The sequence below is a fragment of the Shewanella sp. SACH genome (genome assembly GCF_001887095.2).
GTDB lineage: Bacteria > Pseudomonadota > Gammaproteobacteria > Enterobacterales > Shewanellaceae > Shewanella > Shewanella baltica.
On sequence record NZ_MPDG02000001.1, the window covers coordinates 1,784,312 to 1,806,375 of the forward strand.

Annotated in this window: 14 protein-coding genes and 1 pseudogene; 10 read left to right on the top strand and 5 right to left on the bottom strand. The window is 45.7% G+C overall.

All coding sequences use genetic code 11. The features are described 5' to 3' along the window. Window positions 1–61 precede the first annotated feature (61 nt). Both BM607_RS07745 and hppD read left to right on the top strand, forming a co-directional pair. Window positions 62–1,222 (top strand): homogentisate 1,2-dioxygenase, encoded by a 1,161-nt coding sequence (locus BM607_RS07745; protein ID WP_071939304.1) that lies wholly within the window; start codon window positions 62–64, stop codon window positions 1,220–1,222. 97 nt (window positions 1,223–1,319) lie between these two features. Then, the gene (gene hppD, locus BM607_RS07750) at window positions 1,320–2,360 is read left to right on the top strand and encodes a 4-hydroxyphenylpyruvate dioxygenase (RefSeq protein WP_011847092.1); all 1,041 of its coding nucleotides are present in this window, start codon (window positions 1,320–1,322) and stop codon (window positions 2,358–2,360) included. 123 nt (window positions 2,361–2,483) lie between these two features. On the opposite strand, the gene BM607_RS07755 is transcribed toward hppD, so the two are convergent. After that, the gene (locus tag BM607_RS07755; protein ID WP_071939303.1) at window positions 2,484–3,068 is read right to left on the bottom strand and encodes a sugar O-acetyltransferase; all 585 of its coding nucleotides are present in this window, start codon (window positions 3,066–3,068) and stop codon (window positions 2,484–2,486) included. A gap of 358 nt (window positions 3,069–3,426) precedes the next feature. Between BM607_RS07755 and BM607_RS07760 the strand changes: the two genes are divergently transcribed. Further along, the gene (locus BM607_RS07760) at window positions 3,427–4,050 is read left to right on the top strand and encodes a LysE family translocator (protein WP_071939302.1); all 624 of its coding nucleotides are present in this window, start codon (window positions 3,427–3,429) and stop codon (window positions 4,048–4,050) included. Window positions 4,051–4,166: 116 nt separating this feature from the next. Here the strand turns inward: BM607_RS07760 and BM607_RS07765 are convergent, their stop codons facing one another. Further along, window positions 4,167–5,612, bottom strand: a complete 1,446-nt coding sequence (locus tag BM607_RS07765; protein ID WP_071939301.1) for a GNAT family N-acetyltransferase — start codon at window positions 5,610–5,612, stop codon at window positions 4,167–4,169. Between the two features lie 108 nt (window positions 5,613–5,720). Here BM607_RS07765 and ggt point away from each other — a divergent pair, with 108 nt between their 5' ends. Further along, window positions 5,721–7,460 (top strand): gamma-glutamyltransferase, encoded by a 1,740-nt coding sequence (gene ggt / locus BM607_RS07770; protein ID WP_006086156.1) that lies wholly within the window; start codon window positions 5,721–5,723, stop codon window positions 7,458–7,460. A 661-nt stretch (window positions 7,461–8,121) separates the two neighbouring features. Here ggt and BM607_RS07775 read toward each other — a convergent pair. Next, entirely contained in the window at window positions 8,122–8,676 is a 555-nt protein-coding gene (locus BM607_RS07775; protein WP_014615334.1) for a hypothetical protein, read from the bottom strand. Between the two features lie 574 nt (window positions 8,677–9,250). Next, on the bottom strand, window positions 9,251–10,894 hold the full coding sequence (locus tag BM607_RS07785) for a dipeptidase (protein ID WP_071939300.1): 1,644 nt from the start codon (window positions 10,892–10,894) through the stop codon (window positions 9,251–9,253). A gap of 410 nt (window positions 10,895–11,304) precedes the next feature. Here BM607_RS07785 and BM607_RS07790 point away from each other — a divergent pair, with 410 nt between their 5' ends. The 4 genes and pseudogenes from BM607_RS07790 (at window position 11,305) to BM607_RS22290 (ending at window position 15,662) form a co-directional block, all read left to right on the top strand. Then, window positions 11,305–13,509 carry a M3 family metallopeptidase gene (locus BM607_RS07790; protein WP_071939299.1) on the top strand — a complete coding sequence of 735 codons (2,205 nt, stop codon included), beginning with the start codon at window positions 11,305–11,307 and terminating at the stop codon, window positions 13,507–13,509. A 531-nt stretch (window positions 13,510–14,040) separates the two neighbouring features. Then, complete coding sequence (locus BM607_RS07800) at window positions 14,041–14,517, top strand: hypothetical protein (protein WP_012587399.1); 477 nt, start codon at window positions 14,041–14,043, stop codon at window positions 14,515–14,517. A gap of 311 nt (window positions 14,518–14,828) precedes the next feature. Further along, window positions 14,829–15,275, top strand: a pseudogene (locus BM607_RS22110) (acetyltransferase); the annotation flags it as partial. 3 nt (window positions 15,276–15,278) lie between these two features. Then, on the top strand, window positions 15,279–15,662 hold the full coding sequence (locus tag BM607_RS22290) for a GCN5 family acetyltransferase (RefSeq protein ID WP_071939502.1): 384 nt from the start codon (window positions 15,279–15,281) through the stop codon (window positions 15,660–15,662). A gap of 210 nt (window positions 15,663–15,872) precedes the next feature. Here the strand turns inward: BM607_RS22290 and BM607_RS07810 are convergent, their stop codons facing one another. Then, entirely contained in the window at window positions 15,873–18,017 is a 2,145-nt protein-coding gene (locus BM607_RS07810; RefSeq protein WP_071939297.1) for a M3 family metallopeptidase, read from the bottom strand. Between the two features lie 708 nt (window positions 18,018–18,725). On the opposite strand from BM607_RS07810, the gene BM607_RS07815 reads away from it, so the two are divergent. Together BM607_RS07815 and BM607_RS07820 are read left to right on the top strand one after the other, a co-directional pair. Then, window positions 18,726–20,771 carry a bifunctional 2',3'-cyclic-nucleotide 2'-phosphodiesterase/3'-nucleotidase gene (locus BM607_RS07815; RefSeq protein WP_012587395.1) on the top strand — a complete coding sequence of 682 codons (2,046 nt, stop codon included), beginning with the start codon at window positions 18,726–18,728 and terminating at the stop codon, window positions 20,769–20,771. Between the two features lie 205 nt (window positions 20,772–20,976). Further along, window positions 20,977–21,735, top strand: coding sequence for a DUF2057 domain-containing protein (locus BM607_RS07820; RefSeq protein ID WP_012587394.1), 759 nt, complete (start codon window positions 20,977–20,979; stop codon window positions 21,733–21,735). The last annotated feature ends 329 nt before the right edge of the window (window positions 21,736–22,064 follow it).

Sequence of the window (22,064 nt, forward strand, 5' to 3'; positions counted from 1 at the left end):
ACTTGCAGCATAACGACCAGCGATGTAGGTAATCCTGCAACGCAATATTGAAGGAATAACCATGCCATTTTATGTGAAACAAGGCCAGATCCCCCATAAGCGCCATATCGCATTTGAAAAGGAAAACGGCGAGCTTTACCGTGAAGAGTTGTTCTCAACCCATGGTTTTTCCAATATTTATTCCAATAAATATCACCACAACATGCCAACCAAAGCGTTGGAAGTAGCACCTTACAGCCTAGGCCACGGTGCCAATTGGGAAGACTCGCTGGTCCAAAACTATAAACTCGATTCCCGCGATGCCGACCGTGAAGGTAATTTTTTCAGCGCCCGTAACAAGATTTTTTATAACAATGACTTAGCACTGTATACCGCCAAAGTCACCGCCGATACCGACGAGTTTTACCGTAACGCCTATGCCGATGAGGTGGTTTTTGTCCACGAAGGTGAAGGCACACTCTACAGCGAGTACGGCGCGATTAAGGTCCAAAAGTGGGACTATCTCGTGATCCCACGCGGCACGACTTATCAACTTAAATTCAACGATTACAGCAATGTGCGACTTTTCGTTATCGAGTCATTCTCTATGGTGGAAGTGCCTAAGCATTTCCGTAACGAGTATGGTCAGCTATTAGAATCGGCACCTTACTGCGAGCGCGATTTGCGCGTGCCCACATTGCAAGATGCAGTGGTTGAGCGCGGCGCCTTCCCCTTAGTGTGTAAGTTTGGCGATAAGTACCAACTCACCACACTTGAATGGCATCCCTTTGATTTAGTGGGTTGGGATGGCTGTGTTTACCCTTGGGCATTCAACATTACTGAATACGCGCCAAAGGTGGGCAAAATCCATCTGCCGCCTTCTGATCACTTGGTCTTTACTGCCCATAACTTTGTGATTTGTAACTTCGTGCCGCGCCCTTACGATTTCCACCCGAAATCGATTCCTGCGCCTTATTACCACAACAACATCGATAGCGACGAAGTTTTGTATTACGTCGATGGCGACTTTATGAGCCGCACGGGCATTGAAGCGGGTTACATGACCTTACATCAAAAAGGTGTGGCCCACGGCCCACAACCGGGCCGCACTGAAGCCTCGATTGGCAAGAAAGAAACCTATGAATACGCAGTGATGGTGGACACCTTCGCCCCACTTAAATTAACCGAACATGTACAAAATTGCATGAGCAAAGACTACAACCGCTCTTGGCTAGAAGACTAGCCCTAAGCCACCAGCGCACCGAAACGGTTGCGTATCCCAACGTAATTAAAGGGATAAAGAGTGTCGGCGGTTGAACTAAAATAATGAGGAAAACATCATGGCAAGCGAACTAAATCCACTGGGCTTATTAGGTATCGAATTCACTGAATTCGCCAGCCCTGATACTGATTTTATGCACAAAGTCTTTATTGACTTTGGTTTTTCACTGCTGAAAAAAGCCAAGAATAAAGACATTCTGTACTACAAACAGAATGACATTAATTTTCTGCTCAACACTGAGCGCGAAGGTTTCTCTGCTAAGTTTGCTAAATCCCACGGCCCAGCCATTTGTTCTATGGGCTGGCGGGTAGAAGATGCTGGCTTTGCCTATCGCGTTGCCGTTGAACGTGGTGCAAAACCCGCCGATGATGCCAATAAAGATCTGCCTTATCCTGCGATTTACGGCATTGGCGACAGCTTGATTTATTTCATCGACACCTTCGGGGCAGATAACAATATCTATGCCGCTGATTTTGAAGACTTAGACGAGCAAGTGATCACCCAAGAAAAAGGCTTTATCGAAGTCGATCACTTAACCAACAACGTTTACAAAGGCACAATGGAACATTGGGCTAACTTCTATAAAAACATTTTTGGTTTTACTGAAGTGCGCTACTTTGACATCAGCGGCGTACAAACCGCGCTAGTGTCCTACGCCCTGCGTTCGCCCGATGGCAGCTTCTGTATCCCGATTAACGAAGGTAAAGGCAGCGATAAAAACCAAATCGATGAATACCTGAAGGAATATAATGGCCCAGGTGTGCAGCATTTAGCCTTTAGAAGTCGCGATATCGTTAAATCTCTGGATGCGATGGAAGGCAGTTCAATCCAATGCCTAGACATTATCCCTGAATACTACGACACCATATTTGAGAAGTTGCCGCAGGTGACTGAGAATCGTGAGCGCATCAAACATCACCAAATTTTGGTGGATGGCGATGAATCCGGTTATTTACTGCAAATTTTCACTAAAAACCTGTTCGGACCGATTTTTATCGAAATCATCCAACGCAAAAATAACTTAGGTTTTGGTGAAGGCAACTTTACTGCCCTGTTTGAATCGATTGAACGGGATCAAATGCGCCGCGGCGTACTGTAAGTTTTTATCCCCCATAAAAAACGGTACGCACTGTGTACCGTTTTTTGTTTCTACGACTATCTAAATCGTCATCTAAATCAGCATCAGCATTGACGCCAATCACACGGCATCGACTTTCCTGCGTTATGCCGCATTGATGGGTTTGATAACCTTACAAGGGTTGCCAGCCGCCACACAGTTCGCCGGAATGCTCTTATTCACTACGCTGCCAGCACCGATGACACAATTATCGCCAATGGTCACACCGGGCAACACAGAGACGTTACCGCCAAGCCAGACATTATTACCAATTTGAATTGGCGCGCCGTATTCCGTCGTTTGCCGCGCAATGGGATCGATAGGATGCGTTGCGGTAGAAATCATCACATGGGGACCAAACATCACGTTATCGCCAATCGAGACAGAGCAAACATCTAATATGGTTAGATTATGATTAGCGTAAAATTGCTTACCAATATGGATGTTATAACCATAGTCACAAAAGAAGTTGGGCTCAATATGGGCGCAGTGTTGAATATCGAGCAGGCCACGAAGGTGATCCATACGCGCATCAAGCTGAGTCGGTTCGGCCAGATTAAACTGATGGCAAACGGATTTCGCCCTCATCCGCTCAGCTAATAGCTCATCATCCCATGCCTTATAGGGCTGACCCGCCAACATTTTTTGTTTCTCAGTCTGTTTTATTTCAATCCCTTCACTCTCAACCATAATGCATCCCCTGCAGTTAATCTCATGCTGTCACCCTACCAAACCTCAGCATTCAAGCTCAAGTGACTAAATTAATAAAAGTAACAAAAGTGACAAACAGAAAATATAACAATGTTAATCTCTCATCTATCGCTAATACGGCGCAGTCTGTACCGCAAAGATGGGGATCAGCTGGGTAAACTCGATAGATAAATAGCGAGATCTTGTGGTGATAACAGAGTAAACATCCCAAAAAAGCCGAGTTGTTTACATACTAAGTTACAGTTACGCATCGAAAAAAACGGGACGCAGATTGGCTAAACCCGCGGTTTTCATTACACTATCGCCCTTCCCATCTTCACCCAAGACAGACCAAACCATGCCAGATTTTGCCTTACTCGCAGTGTTTATCCCGACCTTCTTCTTTGTTTCTATCACCCCGGGCATGTGCATGACGCTCGCCATGACACTGGGCATGAGCATAGGTGTGCGCCGCACCCTGTGGATGATGCTGGGTGAACTGGTAGGGGTGGCGTTAGTGGCGACAGCCGCCGTGATGGGCGTTGCCAGTATCATGCTCAACTATCCCGAAGTCTTTCAAATCTTTAAATGGGTTGGCGGGATTTATTTAGGCTTTATCGGCGTACAAATGTGGCGCGCCCGCGGTAAGATGGCGATGTTAAGCGATGACGACACTAACCCCAGAGCCAGCAATTTAACCTTGATATCCCAAGGCTTTATTACCGCCATTGCCAATCCTAAAGGTTGGGCATTTATGGTGTCGCTGCTGCCACCTTTTATCAATGCCGAGCGCGAAGTTGCGCCGCAGCTGCTCGCACTGCTGAGCATTATCATGGTGACCGAGTTTACCTCTATGCTCGCCTACGCCAGCGGCGGTAAAAGCCTGCGTATTTTCCTAAGCCGCGGCGATAATATTCGCTGGTTAAACCGCATTGCAGGCAGCCTGATGATAGGCGTGGGCGTGTGGTTAGCCATGAGCTAACATTCATAGCTAACCGCTTGAATTAACAGCTTAGATAGAACTGCTTAGGTTGTACTACATAGGTTGAACAAGCACGACATAAATGAGAGCCCAATAATGTCACGTTAACTCGGTCTTTATTCGGGCTCTTTTTTGTAGGGCAAAACAGCTCGCATCTGCGCCATATATTGCTGCATTTGCTGTGCTTCTTGCTCAACAAAATCGGCAATCGCCGCCCTAAATCCTAAGTGGGCGATATTATGGTAGGAATACATTTCAACAGGTTCAAAGCCGCGCAGCACCTTATGCTCGCCCTGTGCGCCCGCATCAAACATCTGGAACCCATGTTCAATACAGTATTGAATCCCTTGGTAATAACAGGCCTCAAAATGCAAGCCGTCGAGCTCAACCGTGGTGCCCCAATAACGGCCATATAAGCATTTCTGCCCTAAGGCATTCTCGCCTTTAAGATACAAGGCGCCTGCTATCATGTCGCCCTTGGTATCCTCAACCACTAACAGTAGGACTTGCGCAGCGAGTTGTGCCCCCAACTGCTGAAAAAAAGTTGGCGTTAAATAGCCGCGATGACCGGAGCGTTTAAGGTAAGTTAATTGATAACACTGAATAAACGTCTGCCATTGCGAAGCAGTAATATGTTCACCTTCGACAAAGTGAAACTTAAGATTAAAAGGCTGTAACTGCGCCCGCTCCTTCAAGATATTCTTACGTTTGCGCGAACTAAAACCCGCCAGAAAATCATCAAAGTCACGATAACCGCGATTATGCCAATGGAACTGAGTCCCTAAGCGTTTTAACAGCGGATTGGGCGAGCCTTCAAATAACGGTGTTTGGCTTGGGGTAACAAATAAGCTATGCCATGAAGAAATTGGGCTGTCGCCTTGCTCTTTAACGCTTTGCATTGACCCATCAAGATCAGATTTATCAGCTACGGGCTCATCAACAACGGACTGATCGACAACGGGTTGATTAAGCTCTGACTCATCAAAAAACGAATCACCTTTATCTAACGCACAGGGCTCTGACGCAAACAGCTCTGATGTTAGCCGGCGATTCAATGTCAGCAGCAGTAATTGCGCCACGCGCAGTTGCTCAACGCTATCGAATGCAGGATGAATGCCCATCCTTCGCCCTTGCACTGGGGTAAAAGGAATCGCATTCACCCATTTAGGATAATAATCGAGTCCATGGCGATCATAGGCTTCGGCCCACGCCCAATCGAACACATACTCGCCGTAGGAGTGAGACTTTTGATACAAGGGCATCACCGCCACCAGCGATAATGGATTGAAGTGCTTAGCCGCTTGCCGGCTTATCAGCGCCCCTGCAGCCAAAGGCGACAAGCTTTTATCCACTCTTGCGACATCACTTAATGTGTCACCCACATCAAACACGCATAAATGCCGCGGCGTCCAACCCGTTGCAGCGCAGGCCGAATGGCTCTGCTCAAGCGCCAACAGAAACTCATGGCGACAGAAGGGATTCGCCTCCCCCATAACGGCATTCCACGCACTGGCCGATATGTCCGACATTGAGCTCGCAAAGGCCAAGATAAGCTGTCTCATTGGGTAAATTCTCGTCCTTTACGGATCTTAACTAATATACAAGGTTGCAATTAAGCCTAATTCTCGGCACATTGCATAGCCATAATGAAAATAAATTCAGGATTGAGTATGCGTCCAACAAGACCTTTTAGACCTCTTATTCTCGCCATTGCCATGGCACTTCCCCTACTATCATCACCCAGTCTGCTTGCCGAAGAATCGTCAATTTTCAGCCAGATGGCTACAGCACAACCTGTGTGGGCCAAGCATGGCATGGTTGCCAGCCAAGAAACACTCGCCAGTCGCACTGGCGTTGAGATCCTAAAACAAGGCGGCAATGCCGTTGATGCGGCCGTGGCCGTGGCCTTCAGTTTGGCAGTCACTTTACCGCGTGCCGGCAATATCGGTGGCGGCGGTTTTATGCTGGTGCATATTGCTAAAGAAAACAAAACTATAGCAATAGATTACCGTGAGATGGCGCCATCTAAAGCCAAAAAAGACATTTTCCTCGATGAGAATGGCGACGCAGTGGAAAAGCTGAGCCGCGAACACGGCCTTGCTGTGGGTGTCCCAGGTACCGTGATGGGCATGAGCTTAGCACTTGAAAAATATGGCACTATGACACTCGCCCAAGTCGCCGCGCCCGCAATTAAAATGGCGCAGGAAGGCATTAGCGTCACGCCAGATCTTGCCGAATCTCTTGCAGGCCTAAAACGCCGCATGACCCAATGGCCAACCACAGCCGCTATCTTCTACAAAGCCGACGGCAGCGATTATCAAGTTGATGATATTCTTAAACAACCTGAGCTTGCCCATTCATTAAGTCTGATCGCTGAAAAAGGCACCAAAGGATTCTACGAAGGTGAAACCGCCACTAAGCTCATCAATGCGGTGAAGGACGCTGGCGGTATTATGACCTTAGACGACCTTAAAAATTATAAGGTTGTGGAACGCGAACCCGTGCGCGGCGAATACCGTGGCTACGAGGTAGTGTCTATGCCACCGCCATCATCGGGCGGCGTGCACATCATAGAAATGCTTAATGTGTTGCAACAATTCCCGATTGATAAACTCGGCCACAATACGGCGCAGACGATTCATCTGATGGCAGAAACCATGAAGCATGCCTATAGCGATCGCAGCGAATACTTAGGCGACCCCGACTTTTATAAGGTGCCCGTCAAAGCCTTAACCAGTAAGGACTACGCCCAAAAAATCGCCAGCCAAATCGCGATGAATAAGACAACGCCAAGCGCCGAAATCAAGCCAGGTAAACTCGCGCCCTATGAGAGCGACCAAACCACTCACTTCTCGGTAGTGGATAAATGGGGCAATGCGGTTTCAAACACTTACACCTTAAACTTCAGCTACGGCTCAGGTTTAGTGGCCAAAGGAACTGGCATTTTGCTCAATAACGAGATGGATGATTTCTCGGCCAAACCCGGCGTGCCAAACGGTTACGGTTTAGTTGGCGGTGATGCCAATGCGGTCGAAGGCAATAAGCGCCCATTGAGCTCCATGAGCCCCACTATTGTGATGAAAGATGGCAAGCCCTTCCTCGTCACTGGCAGCCCAGGCGGTTCACGCATTATCACCACCACACTGCAGATCATCATGAATGTGATCGACCATGGATTAAACATCGCCGAAGCCAGTAATGCAGCGCGGGTGCACCATCAATGGCTGCCCGATGAACTGCGAGTTGAATCCAGCTTAAACCGCGATACCATTTCCCTGCTCGAAGCCAAAGGCCACAAAGTGAAAGTACAGTCCGCTATGGGAAGTACACAATCAATCATGGTGACCGAACAAGGGATTTTTGGCGCGTCTGATCCACGCCACTCAGGTAGCGAAGCCATCGGCTACTAGCATCTCCATGATGCCAATGTTAGTGAAAGAGATGAATGTAAAGAGATGAGTGTAAAGAGATGAGTGAGGGATAAGTAAGAGAAATAGGTGAATGAAATAAAGGATTTATGACCTATTCGAACTAGGTCATAAACCCTGAGTAAAGCGTGTCCTTCCGCTCAGTGAATGCAAACTCTCGATTAAAAAAGCCCAGCTATACATCACTGTATAAGCAGGGCTTTTTATTGTGTGGCAACAAGTAATCGTACTGAACATAGCTGACTTTTAGACCTAATAGTTTAGGCAAACTGTACTGGGTGACCTGTTATTTCAGTCGTTGGGATCGTAGCGTTGGCTGGTATCCAATCATATAGGCTTGCCATGGCATTCACTCTCCGACACGCAGCCAGTCCGTCCGTGGATGCTCGACCGCCCCGTCCATGGGGCGGACGGTCGTCTCGCTAATCACCATGGCACACCTTTTTGGCACTAGTGTAACCTGTCTGTATAAAGGAGATACCCAGCACGCTTTTGGACATTTCCGAGTTAAAGACTTAATTTTAACTCGTCAGTTTCGGATTAAGATTTCTATGGGTAACGCCTCGTTCACCGGCGAGTAAGTTGGTGCTGTTTTTGCCGCAAAAAACGCGACAACTGTATAGAGTCCGCGTGCAACGACTTGTTATGCGCTGTACGTGCCATTTTTAACTTTCCGTGTATCTGACATCCACCATTCACACATATCCCAAACATCTAATTCAGTGGCTTCATTTCCCATACTCTTACGAATTTCTATAAGAAAGTTACCCAATAGTTGCATCATGTCTTTGAGAAAATCAGTATTTCCTGATTTGTGTTCTTCTTCCATGTTATAGAGATATTGCATTAGGTCGTTATAAGCTTTAACAACAGAATCATTTGCCATTAAGGCAAGTTTAAAGCCATGGCGTCGGTATTCAAGCGTTAGCATAGCGCTAGTAGCAAGGGCGTTTTTATCTTTCCCTTTGTTATTTTTATCAGATTTCCACGCAGCGTCAGACATAAGTAAAATAATAAATGGCTCTAGTATTTTATTATATATTTCAATTCGATCATCTCTAAGTTTGTTTTCGAGATCTATCTTTCTTTCAATGTTATTTTTAGCTTTCCAGCCGAGAGTTGAAATTATCAATACAATTATCGGGGTCGCAATACTTCCAAATGCGGTGACAAAGTCTAACCAATGTTTTTCTACCATATCAACTCCAATTTATCATATAACGTAGCTTCAGCAGATAAAGCGCATAACGTCTTAGTATTTATGCGCTGCGCTGTTTGCAGGGTATAAATCGCTTGTTGGACTTGGCCGCTGCCACATCCGTGTAAATGGGTATGAATGATGCTATAGGAATTTGCTTTTTTGCGGTAGCGGTTTTTTATACAGTTTGATGGGTAATCACTTGATATCGTTTTAGCTTTCTCATTTTTAGCACTTATTTTTTGCTGATGAATCGCTATCTAACGACTTAAAACTCCAAGGAATACACCTCCCCTCGGAGTTGCCGCAGGGCGAATAGACAAATTGCGTGAGTTCGGTCATGGATGACCGACTAGCTTTCGCAGGTGCAGGGACGCATCCTTCGGAAGCGATAGCAAATTTGTCAATGAGCACAAGGGGCTTTCAACTCCGCTGGGGGCGTCTTGGAGCATCCAAGGAGGATAGGACGAGCAGTCCTCCTTGGTCGACTCTTAATTAAACATCAGGGGGGTGAAGCCCCACGACTTTGATTGTGATTAAAGAATTCAAACGAAGTTTGTAATGGTAGAGAGCACTATTTCACCGCCGATAGCTCGATAAATGCTGCGGTGTACATTTTTAGGTTCAGCATAAATTGCTTATGGGTGATGAACTCTTTTTCAGTATGGCCTGTGTATTCCACGCCCGGCATGGCTGGGCCAAAACTTAAAGCATTGGGGAATAATTTACTGTTGGTTGAGCCGCCGATTGCAACGGGTTTAGGGTCGACTATGCCAGTGAAGTGGGCAAAAACATCAAGTAGAGTTTGTTGCTGCGGCGCATCTTTCATCACCATAGGCTCGCCCCAATAACTTTCGATATCAGCAAGCTGCACTTGATGTTTATCCTGCCACAAGGCTAAGGCTTCACGGGCTTGTTTAGCGAGTAACTCTGGTGTTTTGCCGACAGGACGGCGCAAGTTAATGGTCACCTCAGTGCCCTTCTGCGTTTGCACCACCACAGTCGGAGCTAAGGTCAGCGGTCCCATAAAATCATCTTTATAAGCTAAGTCACCAAACTGCTCGGCGTAAATGCCTAAACCCACCAGCTCGTTCATGGCGGCAACGGTTAAGGAGGCGCTGGTTTGCGTCCAAGGTTTATCATTCAACTCGGGACTTAATAATGCCGCCAAATGGGTCACGGCATTCACCCCATTCTCAGGGGTGGATGAATGGGCGGCTTTACCGTCGGCAAAAATATGCAAGTTACACTGCTTATCGACACAATGGTTTTCAAAACGGTATTTCATCCCCTGCTGCGCGGCGGCTCTGGTCTGTAACTTTGTCAGTAATGCAGGTGAAACCGCCTCAATTTCCGCCTCGGCCTGCTGCGGTACTTGGCTGGCAAAATAGCCGCCAGAGAAAGCCGTTAACGTGGGCGCTTGAGTTGAAGCCTCTGCTTTAGCTTCTATATTGGAGATCGTAATATTGGGTACAGTAAAGGTAATCTTGCTCCAGCCTTTCTCGGCGGTGACCACTGGGTATTCGGCATCAATAGTAATGTTCATGTCCGCTGGCGTGTAGCTGGCTAAAAAGGTTTTCAGTGGTTCCCAGTCGGACTCTTCAGCAAGATAAACCAAGAGTTCAATGCGTCTATCTCGCTTAATGTGTTTATCTTTAATCGCCTTCATCGCATACATGGCGGTAACGATGGCACCCTTGTCGTCCTCTGTGCCGCGGCCAATCAGTTTGTCCGGTTCCGATTGAGTATCAAGCAGATAAGGGCTCTGCGCCCACAAGGCAGGATTAGCTGGTTGCACATCGCCGTGGGTGACTATGCCTAACTTTTTAGATTCATTGTTTACAGCCGAATTGGCATCTAGGCCAATCAACACCACATAGCCATGATCGGCATAATCTAACCCGAGATCCTGACTGAGTTGCTTTAAACTCGACTTGAAGCCCACAAAGGCGGGATTGGTATCTGGCGTTTGCCCTTCAACCGCTTGGGTATTAAAACTCACCAACTGAGTCAAACTCTGCACCATAGCCGCATCGTATTTTGCGACCGCATAATCGGCGGCCTTTAGCGCATTTGGGCTTAACTGAGGAACGTTTGTGTGAGCCGCTGTTGTTGCTGGCGCTGCAATACACTGCGGCATAACCCAGCTGGACGCAGTCAGTAATGCCAAGGATAGCGCTCGACGTACACGAGCATGTTGAATACCAGATTGAGACATAGAAGATCCTATTATTGTTATTCGTGTTTTAGGACCGTACTGCAAGAGACGGTTAAACATGGATTAAGCTGGTTTAGTGCAAGGTGTGGCTTATACCAATCATCTGCGATGTGTTTGCGGCTATTATCTTCGACTACAGCCTTGACCAATGATGTTGCCAAGAAAGCGCACCGAGACGCGATAACAGCCTCAGCCAGTTTGCCATATTATTTTGCTTAAAAGCCTGAAACAAAACATTTGTTACAAACTAAACACAAAATCGATGGAACCCCTAGTCCGATACATGTTAAACAGTCACATTAAGATAAATTAATGGTTTTAGCCGCGCGTAGACTTCAATTTTTGCTGAAATCCATGGCCATCATCAAACAATCACTCATAACAATAATCGACCTAACGGGGAACAAATAATGAAGGGACTAACCCTTAAACCGCAAGCCCGCACGGCTAAGCTCACGCTAAGTGCCATCGCTTTAGCCTTAACTTTGGGCGCATGTAGCACACAACAACCCGAAGCCAGTGTTCAAGCCAACGCGGCGCCCAATGCCGTGTCAGCGCAGATTATCAGTCAGAATGCGACCAATCCATTCTTTAAACCCTATGATACGTTTATGGAAATTCCGGCCTTCGATAAGATCAAGCCAGAGCACTTCCTCCCAGCCTTTAAGGCGGGCGTAGCTCAGCAACACGAACAAATTCAAGCGATTGTTGATAATAAAGCCAAACCCACCTTCGCCAATACCATTGAAGCCATGGAATTTTCTGGCGATCTAGTGACACGCGTTTCTAACGTCTTCTTTAACCTGACAGGCGCCGATACTACGCCAGCATTGCAAGCACTCTCTAAAGAAGTGTCGCCTATGTTATCGTCCGCCGAAGACGATATCCTGCTCAATGACAAACTGTTTCAAAAAGTCAAAGCCGTTCACGACGCGAAAGACAGCCTAAAACTCAGCACTGCCCAAGCCAAATTGTTGGAAGATACCTATAAATCTTTCACCCGTGGCGGCGCTAACTTAAGCGAACAAGATAAAACCAAACTGCGCGCATTAAACGAAGAGATCGGCAAACTCAATTTAGCCTTTGGTGACAATCTATTAGCCGAAACCAATGCCTTCGAATTAGTGGTTGATAGCAAAGCCGATCTCGCTGGTTTACCAGAAGATGTGATTGCGACCGCCTTTGAAACCGCCAAAAAACGTGGCCATGAAGGCAAGTGGGTATTCACCACTTCTCGCCCTTCTATCACGCCATTTTTAACCTATGCTGATAACCGCCAGTTACGTGAAAAACTCTATAAAGGCTATATCGAGCGCGGTAACAACAATAACGCCAACGATAACAAGATTATCCTCGCGAAGATTGCCGCCCTGCGTGCTGAACGTGCTCAGTTGATGGGCTATAAAACCCATGCCGATTTCGTGTTAGAAGAACGCACGGCTAAAACGCCAGAAAACGTTTACGGCTTGCTCAACAAAGTATGGCCAGCGGCATTGGCCCAAGCCAAAACCGAAGTGGCTGATATGCAAGCCATGATCGACGCGCAAGGTGGCAAATTTAAGCTGCAAGCGTGGGACTGGGATTACTACGCCGACAAAATTCGTGTCGCTAAGTACAGCTTTAACGAGCAACAAACCCGCCCGTATTTCTCCCTCGACAGTACACTAAAAGGTGTGTTCTACACGGCTAACCGTTTGTACGGTTTGACATTTAAAGAGCGTACCGACTTACCCAAATACAATGCCGAAGTCCGTACTTGGGAAGTTTACGATAAAGACGGCAAGCTGATGGCCATCTTTATGGGTGACTATTTCACCCGCGACAGCAAACGTGGCGGCGCTTGGATGAACTCTTTCCGCAAGCAATACCATATGAATGGCGTTGATTCTAAACCTATTATTGTTAATGTATTGAACTACCCTCGCCCAGCGGGCAATGAGCCAGCGCTGCTGACCTTCGATGAAGCCAGCACCCTATTCCACGAATTTGGCCACGCCCTACACGGCATGTTATCAAACGTGGAATATCGCTCACAGGGTGGCACCGCCGTACCTCGCGATTACGTTGAGTTCCCATCGCAAGTGAATGAAAACTGGATGACTCAGCCAGAAGTGTTAGCCCAATTTGCCAAGCACTACAAAACCGGCGAAGTGATCCCGCAAGAGCTAGTAAAGAAAATCCAAGCGGCCAGCAAGTTCAACCAAGGCTTTGCCACCGTTGAATACATGGCGGCCACTAAGCTCGATTTAGATTGGCACACATTAACCGACACCACGCCAAAGGATGCGGCCAAGTTTGAAGCAGACTCGTTAGCGGCAATGGGACTGATTGAAGAAATTAGCCCACGCTATCGCAGCACTTACTTCTCGCATATTTTCGCGGGCGGTTATTCAGCAGGCTACTACAGCTACCTGTGGTCGGATATTTTAGGCGCGGATGCTTTCGAAGCCTTTAAAGAAAACGGCATTTTCGACAAGGCCACTGCGGATTCCTTCCGTAATAATATCCTGTCGAAAGGTGGCAGCGATGATCCTATGCTGATGTATAAAAACTTCCGCGGTAAAGAAGCCGGCATAGAGCCGCTACTGCGTAGCCGCGGATTACTGGCCGAGTAACAATCACCAATCATCATTTGCCAAAGGCAAGATAAACAACGGGAGCTTCGGCTCCCGTTTTCTTATAATTTTATTCAGCAACTTCTACAATAACCTATTAATTGGCTCAATATTTTAGTACTGTGTTGCCGCATATAAGGATATTTTTAAAATTATCAATGGAAATGATTATGTCTAATGCCCTACTAAGCTATCCATTTCAAGCAAATAAAGAAAAACTTCTCACACTGCGATTACAGAACGAACTCAATACCACTCGAATATTCAAAGCCCTGGATGCTGACCCAAATACAATTGGTGCCGAAGTGGTTTTTATAGACTATGAATATTCCCTATGATTCCTTTATGCCACTAATATCCCATTCGATGAATATTACGAGAATGTAAAGATACAGTAGCTGCCAGCTTTAGCTTTAGCTTTAGCTTTAGCTTTAGCCTTAGCCTTAGCCTTAGCCTTAGCCTTAGCAGTAAGGCGTGCAGGTGGAAAAATCTACAATATAACAATCGTCAGCTATAAGGAATTCAGAGTCTATGTCAGATAATTTTTTTGAGAAACATGACTTATCTATCGGCGTGTTTGTCGTTGGTATTGCAGTCATCATGTTCCTTATGTTTGGCGCGGGAGCGATCGGCCCTTTACTTTTCCTTACGATTGAAACGCTATTCGGTAAATTAACACACGAAGAGTTTGGTATCCTTTTCGCATCAAGTATAGTGATCATGACCCTGAGTATTGTTATACCAAACGTATTAATTATACGAGGTAGACCTCGAGCAGTTAAAATCAATAAAATAAACGTCTATTTTCAACTCATTTGTTACTTACTGTTTTTATTAGTACTTGAACACAAACAAACCTGGATTTTTCTCTGCTTTGTTATTTTTCCGTTATTAGCGAACTGGTTAATGTCGTCTGCTAAATATCTAACCTTCCTTGCCTTTTACGAAACTCTACGCAAGGATCCAATCGTGTTTAGACAAAGCTTAGCAAAACGAATATTTAAGTAAGCACAGTAAATACAAGCTCTATTATCTAATATTAGTTTAAGTATATTTATCATTAGAAAACATTAACAACACGCCATAATATAACCAAAAAAATATAATGGGTGACGATAAGCAATTAGGTGTCGATGTCAGATAAATTTTGAAAAACATAACTTTTCTATCATAATTGTCGACAAAGTTACTACGGATCTCGTCCGTAATCATATCCTTTTTAAAGGCGGATTCGTAAAGGTTGGTACGTTTCCGCTTCACATGTTAACCCACTTTAATTCACCGCTTAGGCGACATTAAATCTTCAATAGAGTTATATGATGAATATTGAGATGGTAGAAAAAGCAGATCATCTTAGTCTGCTCGATATTTGGGAAGCATCGGTAAGAGCAACCCATGACTTTTTAGCAGAAGAAGATCTACAACAATTGAAGCCGCTGATCCTCGAACAGTATTTTGATGCCGTTCACTTAAAGTGCGCTAAAAATGACAATGGAGAAATACTCGGATTCTGCGGGGTACATGATGGCAATATTGAAATGCTGTTCATCTCACCTGACGCGCGCGGAAAAGGGATTGGTTCCATGCTAGCGACACATGCCATTAATGAACTGGGAGCCACAAAAGTTGATGTTAATGAGCAGAATGAGCAAGCATTAGGTTTTTACCAGCATATTGGTTTTTCAGTAACGGGTCGCTCACCCGTTGATGGACAGGGGAAACCTTATCCGCTGTTGCATATGACGTTATATTCCATTGAGGAATTGTCTATGTATCCTGATTCAATCGATGAGAATAGGATTGGAGAGTATCCGGCGGAAACAAAATCAGGCGGCGGTTATTTCTATGATCAAGTCCTAGAATATCGTGTTTGGTGTCGCCCTTGGCAAGGTGCTCCAGATGAATTTGATGGTGAAATCTACTATTACGCATTTCATACTTATAGTGAAGCTCTTGAATTTTCGAATGAAACTGACGGGTCTGAAGCGCCTTTAGTACTTGTTAAACAGCTTGAATGGATTGATGAACCTGAAGCTGGAAAATTCATTCATAAAACGGGTGAGCGCCTAACAGAATGGAGGATTGAGTGGCTATTAGAGAGTCAACGTAAGGAGGACACTATTGCTAACTTTATAAGCGACAATCAAACATAACAATTTAATCAATAAAAAATAGTTTAAGACTGCCTTTCACCAACATTTCAACAAACTATTTTGAAACTGTGATTAGCGCGTTATCGGTAGATTTCCACGCCCTCTAACTTCCTGTCTTGAAAAAATGATGAATAAATCCGCCCCGACGTCAATAAAAAAGGCTTGCTAGGTTTCCCTAACAAGCCTTTGGGCCTTTTTACAACGAATCGATTAGTCGACTAAACCGCGGCGCTTTAACAGTGCATCTGTTGTCGGTTTTTTACCGGTAAAGTGAATGTAATCTTGCATGAGATCTTCACTGTTACCTTTAGATAAGACTTCTTTACGGAATTTGTCACCATTATCGGCTTTCAATCCACCATGCTCGCCCATGTAGGCAAAGGCATCGGCGGCAAACACTTCGGTCCACAAATACGCGTAATATCCAGCTGAATAACCACCGGAGAAGGCATGGCTGAAGTAGCTCGATTTATAACGCGGGGGAATTGGCGCAAAATCAAGGCCATGTTTAGCTAACACTTGGTGCTCAAACTTCTCTACATCGCTAATTTGAGTATCGGCGCTGATAGAGTGCCATTCCATATCTAACAAGGCAGCTGACAGATACTCAACGGTATCAAAACCTTGGCCAAACTTATTTGAGGCTAAGATTTTATCGAGCAGTGCCTTAGGAATTGGCTCACCTGTTTTGTAGTGTTTGGCATAGTTAGCAATCACAGCTGGGTCGATATTCCAATCTTCGTTAACCTGGGATGGGAACTCAACAAAGTCACGTGCAGTTGATGTACCAGCCACGCTTGGGTATTTCACCTGCGAGAATAAACCGTGAACCGCATGACCCATTTCATGGAACATAGTGGTCACTTCATCGAAGGTCATTAACGTTGGGCCATCGGCTGGCTTAGGAATATTCAGCGCGTTATAAACAACGGGCTTAGTGCCAAGCAGACCGCTTTGAGTGACGAACTCATCCATCCACGCGCCGCCGCCTTTGCCTTCGCGGGCATAAGGGTCAAGGTAGAATAAGCCAATAGAGCTGTTGTCTTTATCAAAGACTTCAAAGGCTAAGACATCGGGATTCCACACGGGTAAATCGGTACGCGCTTTTAAGCTGATGCCATACAGTTTATGCATCGCGAAAAACAGCCCGTCTTGCAGCACAGTATTAAACTCGAAATAAGGTTTGATGCTGCTTTCGTCGAGATCGTATTTCTCTTTACGCACTTTGTCGGCGTAATAAGCCCAATCCCAAGGTTGAAGCTCGAAATCACCGCCCGCCTTTTTGATTTCAGCTTGAATATCAGCCGCTTCCACTTTGGCACGTGCTAAGGCTTTTGGTGCTAAATCGTCGAGGATTTCATACACAGCGGCTGGGGTTTTCGCCATTTGATCCGCAACCGCATAGGATGCCCAAGTATCGAATCCCAATAAGTTGGCTTTTTTAGCCCGAATTTGCGCCATTTTAACAATCAATGGGCCATTGGTTGCAACAGCTCTGTGCGCCGAGGTTTCCCACACTTTTTGGCGTAGTTCACGGTTGCTCAGGCTAGAAAGCACAGGCTGGCGAGTCGTGTTCACTAAGGTAATCAAATAGCCCTCTTTTCCAGCAGCTTTGGCCGCTGCGGCTAAGGTGGCGATTTCGCTGTCAGATAAACCGGCTAACTGGGCTTTATCAGTCACAACAATCACATCATCTTTAAATGATTTTAAGCTGTTTTGTGAAAAGTCCGTCGCTAAGGTTGCAAGCTCGGCGTTAAAGTCGCGCATTTTAGCTTTATCTTCAGCCGACAATTTCGCGCCAGCGCGAACAAACTGCTCATAGTAGTATTCAACTAGACGCTGATCTTCCGCATTTAAGCTGCTTTTTTGTTGATATACCGCTTCAACACGGGCAAATAACGTCGGATCGAGATAAATATTATCGCGATGGGCAGATAGCTTAGGTGCAAGATCTGCTTCGGTTTTCTGGAAATCATCATCAGAAATCAGACCGGCGAGATTAAAGAAGGTCCGCGACACCCGCGTTAATAATTCACCCGAGGTTTCCATCGCCAGAATGGTGTTGTCAAAACTGGCCGCTTGCTTGTTATTCACAATGGCAGCGATTTCAGCATCATGGGCTTTAATGCCTTGCTCGAAGGCAGGAGCATAATCTGCCGTATGGATAAGGTTAAATTGTGGCGCTTGATCCTGCAGTGGACTCTTGCTCAGCAACACATTGGTTGCTTCTGCTTTAGCAGCGGTTTGAGTCGCTACGGCATTTTTGGCTTCATTGGTACTGGCGGCTGGCTTGTCTGAACAAGCGCCAAGTAACAAAGCCGCGGCCACGGCTGTAGTTATAACGGACTTACGCATATTAACTCCCTTGGATGTTGCTGCCCTTTCGTTTGTATTTTTAAGGTGAAAGGTGCGCGCTAACGGATTTTGGCTTTCAGTTTAAAACAGTCTGAGTCAACGAACGCTTGTTGCTACGGTCGTTAATTTCGATGAACTACCTTAACAAGTTACGCGCATTTCAGCCAAGTTTTACCCCGCCACTGCGGCGCTAATTTGTATCACTTTATGTGTATTTCGAGTCCGAATGTGCCTATGCCAATGCTTAGCTACACCTAAGGCGCAGCAATCAGTGTTAAGCGCTTGCAAGCAGAAATGATGAGGATTAGCTAAAATTCAATTTAAAAAGAATTATTTAAAACAATCCAATTGGATTTTTTAAGCCAAATATTCTCAACATAGAAAGCAGCATAAGCAAATAAAACACCGTTTCTATAACAAATATTAATTCTTCTTAATAAACTTTTTGCTGTGCTTATTTAAACCTCAATGTAACAAATACACAGGCCAAATGGCTCATTATTTAGGCAGACGCACTCTGGGTCACAATTTGAAACAGCTTTTCTCCGATTAATGTCACATTCAGATCATCAAATGTCTTTATAATTCCCGCTCGTTAACTTAGCGACAAATTAACCTAACAGTTAAATGACGCCAAATTAACGGGATGATGGGCATGCTCTTGACGGAACATGCGTTGGGGTCAAATAAATATAAATAGAGATAACTATGTTAAATAAGAAAATACTCGCAGTGATGATCACTGCCGCCCTTGGTGTCAGCGCCTGTAATTCTGATGACGACAAAGTCGTTCAAGCCGATTTACGGGTACTCGAAACCACAGATCTGCACACAAATATCATGGATTTCAACTACTACAGTGGTAAAGACGATCCGACTATCGGTCTTGCCCGCACTGCAAGCTTGATCCACGCTGCACGCAGCGAAGCTAAGAATAGCGTCCTCGTTGATAACGGCGATCTGCTGCAAGGTAGCCCTATGGGCGATTATATGGCCAAAGTTGGCCTGCAAATGGGCGATGTTCACCCTGCCTATAAAGCCATGAACCTATTAGATTATGAAGTCGGCAATATCGGTAATCATGAATTTAACTATGGTTTAGATTTCTTAAATAAATCCATTAGTGGTGCAGATTTCCCTTATATCAACTCAAACGTTTATTGCGCCGACGATAATGGTTGCTGGAAAGAAGTTAAAAAAGGTGAGCATTTATTCACCCCTTATATCATCAAACAAAAAATTATTATCGACAGCGAAGGCAATAATCAAACCATTAACATTGGTTATATTGGTTTTGTGCCACCACAAATTCTATTGTGGGATAAACAAAATCTGACGGGTAAAGTGACGGTTGAAGATATCGTTACCACCGCGAAAAAATATGTCCCAGAAATGAAAGCCAAAGGGGCCGATATCATTATCGCCATTCCACACTCTGGCATTGGTTCGACGGAAAATCCTGGCGATCCTATGGCTGAAAACGCCACTTACGCTTTGACTTATGTTGACGGTATCGATGCGATTCTATTCGGCCACAGCCACTCTATCTTCCCTGATGCTAAGTATGCTGACTTGCCCAATACCGATGTCACTAAAGGCCTACTGAACGGCGTCCCCGCAGTGATGCCAGGTCGTTGGGGCGATAACTTAGGGGTGGTTGACTTTAAACTCGAACGTAGAGATGACAAGTGGCATGTCCTTAGTGCGAAAACGCAAGCTCGCCCTATCTATGATGGCGCAAATAAAGCCCCATTAGTTGAAGCGGATGCTGCTATTCACGATGCTGTCGCAGCCGAGCACCAAGGTACCCTCGCCTTTGTGGATGAACCTATCGGTGTCGCCGCGGCGGACATGTATAGCTTCCTCACCTTAGTGCAGGACGACCCTACGGTACAAATCGTTTCCGATGCGCAAATCGCTAACGTGAAAGCGAAATTGCCTGCAGCATTAAAAGGGCTGCCAGTGCTGTCAGCCTCTGCACCTTTTAAAGCGGGCGGTCGCCACGGTACAACCAGCGACGCCGATCAATTTGTGCAAGTCGATAAAGGTCCATTGACCTTTAAAAACGCCGCAGATCTGTACCTGTATCCCAATACTATGGTGGCAGTCAAAGCGACGGGCGCCGAATTGAAAGATTGGCTTGAGTGCTCAGCCAACCAGTTCAATCAAATCGACCCAGCAAAAACCACCCCACAAGAGTTAATCAACTGGGATGGACATCCAACCTATAACTTCGACGTACTCGACGGCTTAACTTACAAAATTGATGTCACTCAACCGAACAAGTTTGACCGCGATTGCGCCGTCGTTAATGCCAACGCAAACCGTATCGTTGATTTAAGCTATAAGGACGAAAACGGCAAAGTCATCACAGGTGAAGAATTTGCCGCGAAAGAGTTTATCGTCGCCTCAAATAACTACCGCGCCTTTGGTGGTAAATTTGCCGGTACGGGTAGCGACCATGTCGTGCTCGAACTGCCCGATACCAACCGTGAGGCGTTAGCGGCTTATATCACAGCGCAATCTCAGTACAACGAAACCACGGGTAAGTACGAAGGTATGGTCAATCCAAGTGCCGATTACAACTGGGATTTCAAAACAATCACGACCAACGTCACATTAGACGTTCGCTTCCAAACCCAAGACAGTGACAAAGCCGCGGCCTTTATCGAAGCCAATAAACAACGTGAAATGAAAAAGATCAGCAAGGATGAACTGGGTTTCGCCGTTTATAGCATCAACCTAACCAAATAAGCGTTCAATCCCGAAATATCACCTCAAAAGGCTCCTCGTGAGCCTTTTTTATTCCCTATCGATTAAATTAACGCTAATCTGCGCGCTATAAACAGTGTGTCGCCATTTAGTTCATCTTGCTCCACACTAAAGGTTAAACCTGCTTTGTGTCGTCAGAAATCTACCTTATTATTTAGCGGCGTCCTCGCAACAACAGAGAAAGCTTATGAAATATCAATCAATCTTATGTGCCACCGCGTTAATACTGGGCGCTGTGCAGCCAGCAACAGCCGATGTTAATCTCAATCTGCCTAAAAATGCTGAAGTGTTAACGGTCAATGGCAAGCCAGCAGTAAAGAGTAGCAACCTTGTTTTAGCCGATGGTATCAATCAAATTGCCTTCCGTTATGCCGCGCAATACCGGCAACAAGCTGACTCAGTGCATTATCTATCCGACGTGCTCATCGTCCGTTTTGATGCGTCAGCACAAACACTTACCCTGACACTTCCCGCCATCAACTCAGCCAGAGATGCCAAGAAATTTGATGAGTCACCCAAGCTGACACTATCAAATACTCAAGATGAAGCAGTGAGTTTTACCAGCGATAAATTGATTAAGAATGGGATCCAACTGGGACGGGATTTCGAACACGAGATACTGCAGTACAACCTTAGCAATCATCCGGCTTCATTAAATCTCACTATGAATACCGCGACAACACAACCAAACGACGCCATTGCACCAGTATTGGCAAGCCAACCACAAATACGCCAAACAGCAGCAGTCACATCCACGAACTTGATCGCGCCAGCAGTGATGTCGTCAGCTGCCGCAGCGGTAAATGACAAGGCTCAGCCAACGACTTCAGTGACATCTACAACCGCACCTAGCCAAGCTGAAATCAGTCAAATGCTTGATTACTGGTACAAACAAGCCAACGACAATACCAAAGCCAGCTTCAAAGCCAAAATCAATAAAGAGTGATCTATAGCGCTTCAGTTTATCTATTTAAAACCGCCAGCTTAGTACCACACATGAACTGGCGGCTCTATTCAGTTCGTAAAATTAGAACTGAGTAAAACTTAAGCTCATTAAAAAAGCGCCCAGTAAACCATTCCCACTTCACAGCTTAATGTTATTTCAAACAATGAAACGGTTTCAAAACGCTAAAACATGTAAATTGCAGACGCAAAAAAGCCAGCTTATTAAGCTGGCTTCGTTACATCTCAATGAGATAATTAGGCGCTTGGCGATGACCTACTCTCACATGGGGAGACCCCACACTACCATCGGCGCGTTTGCGTTTCACTTCT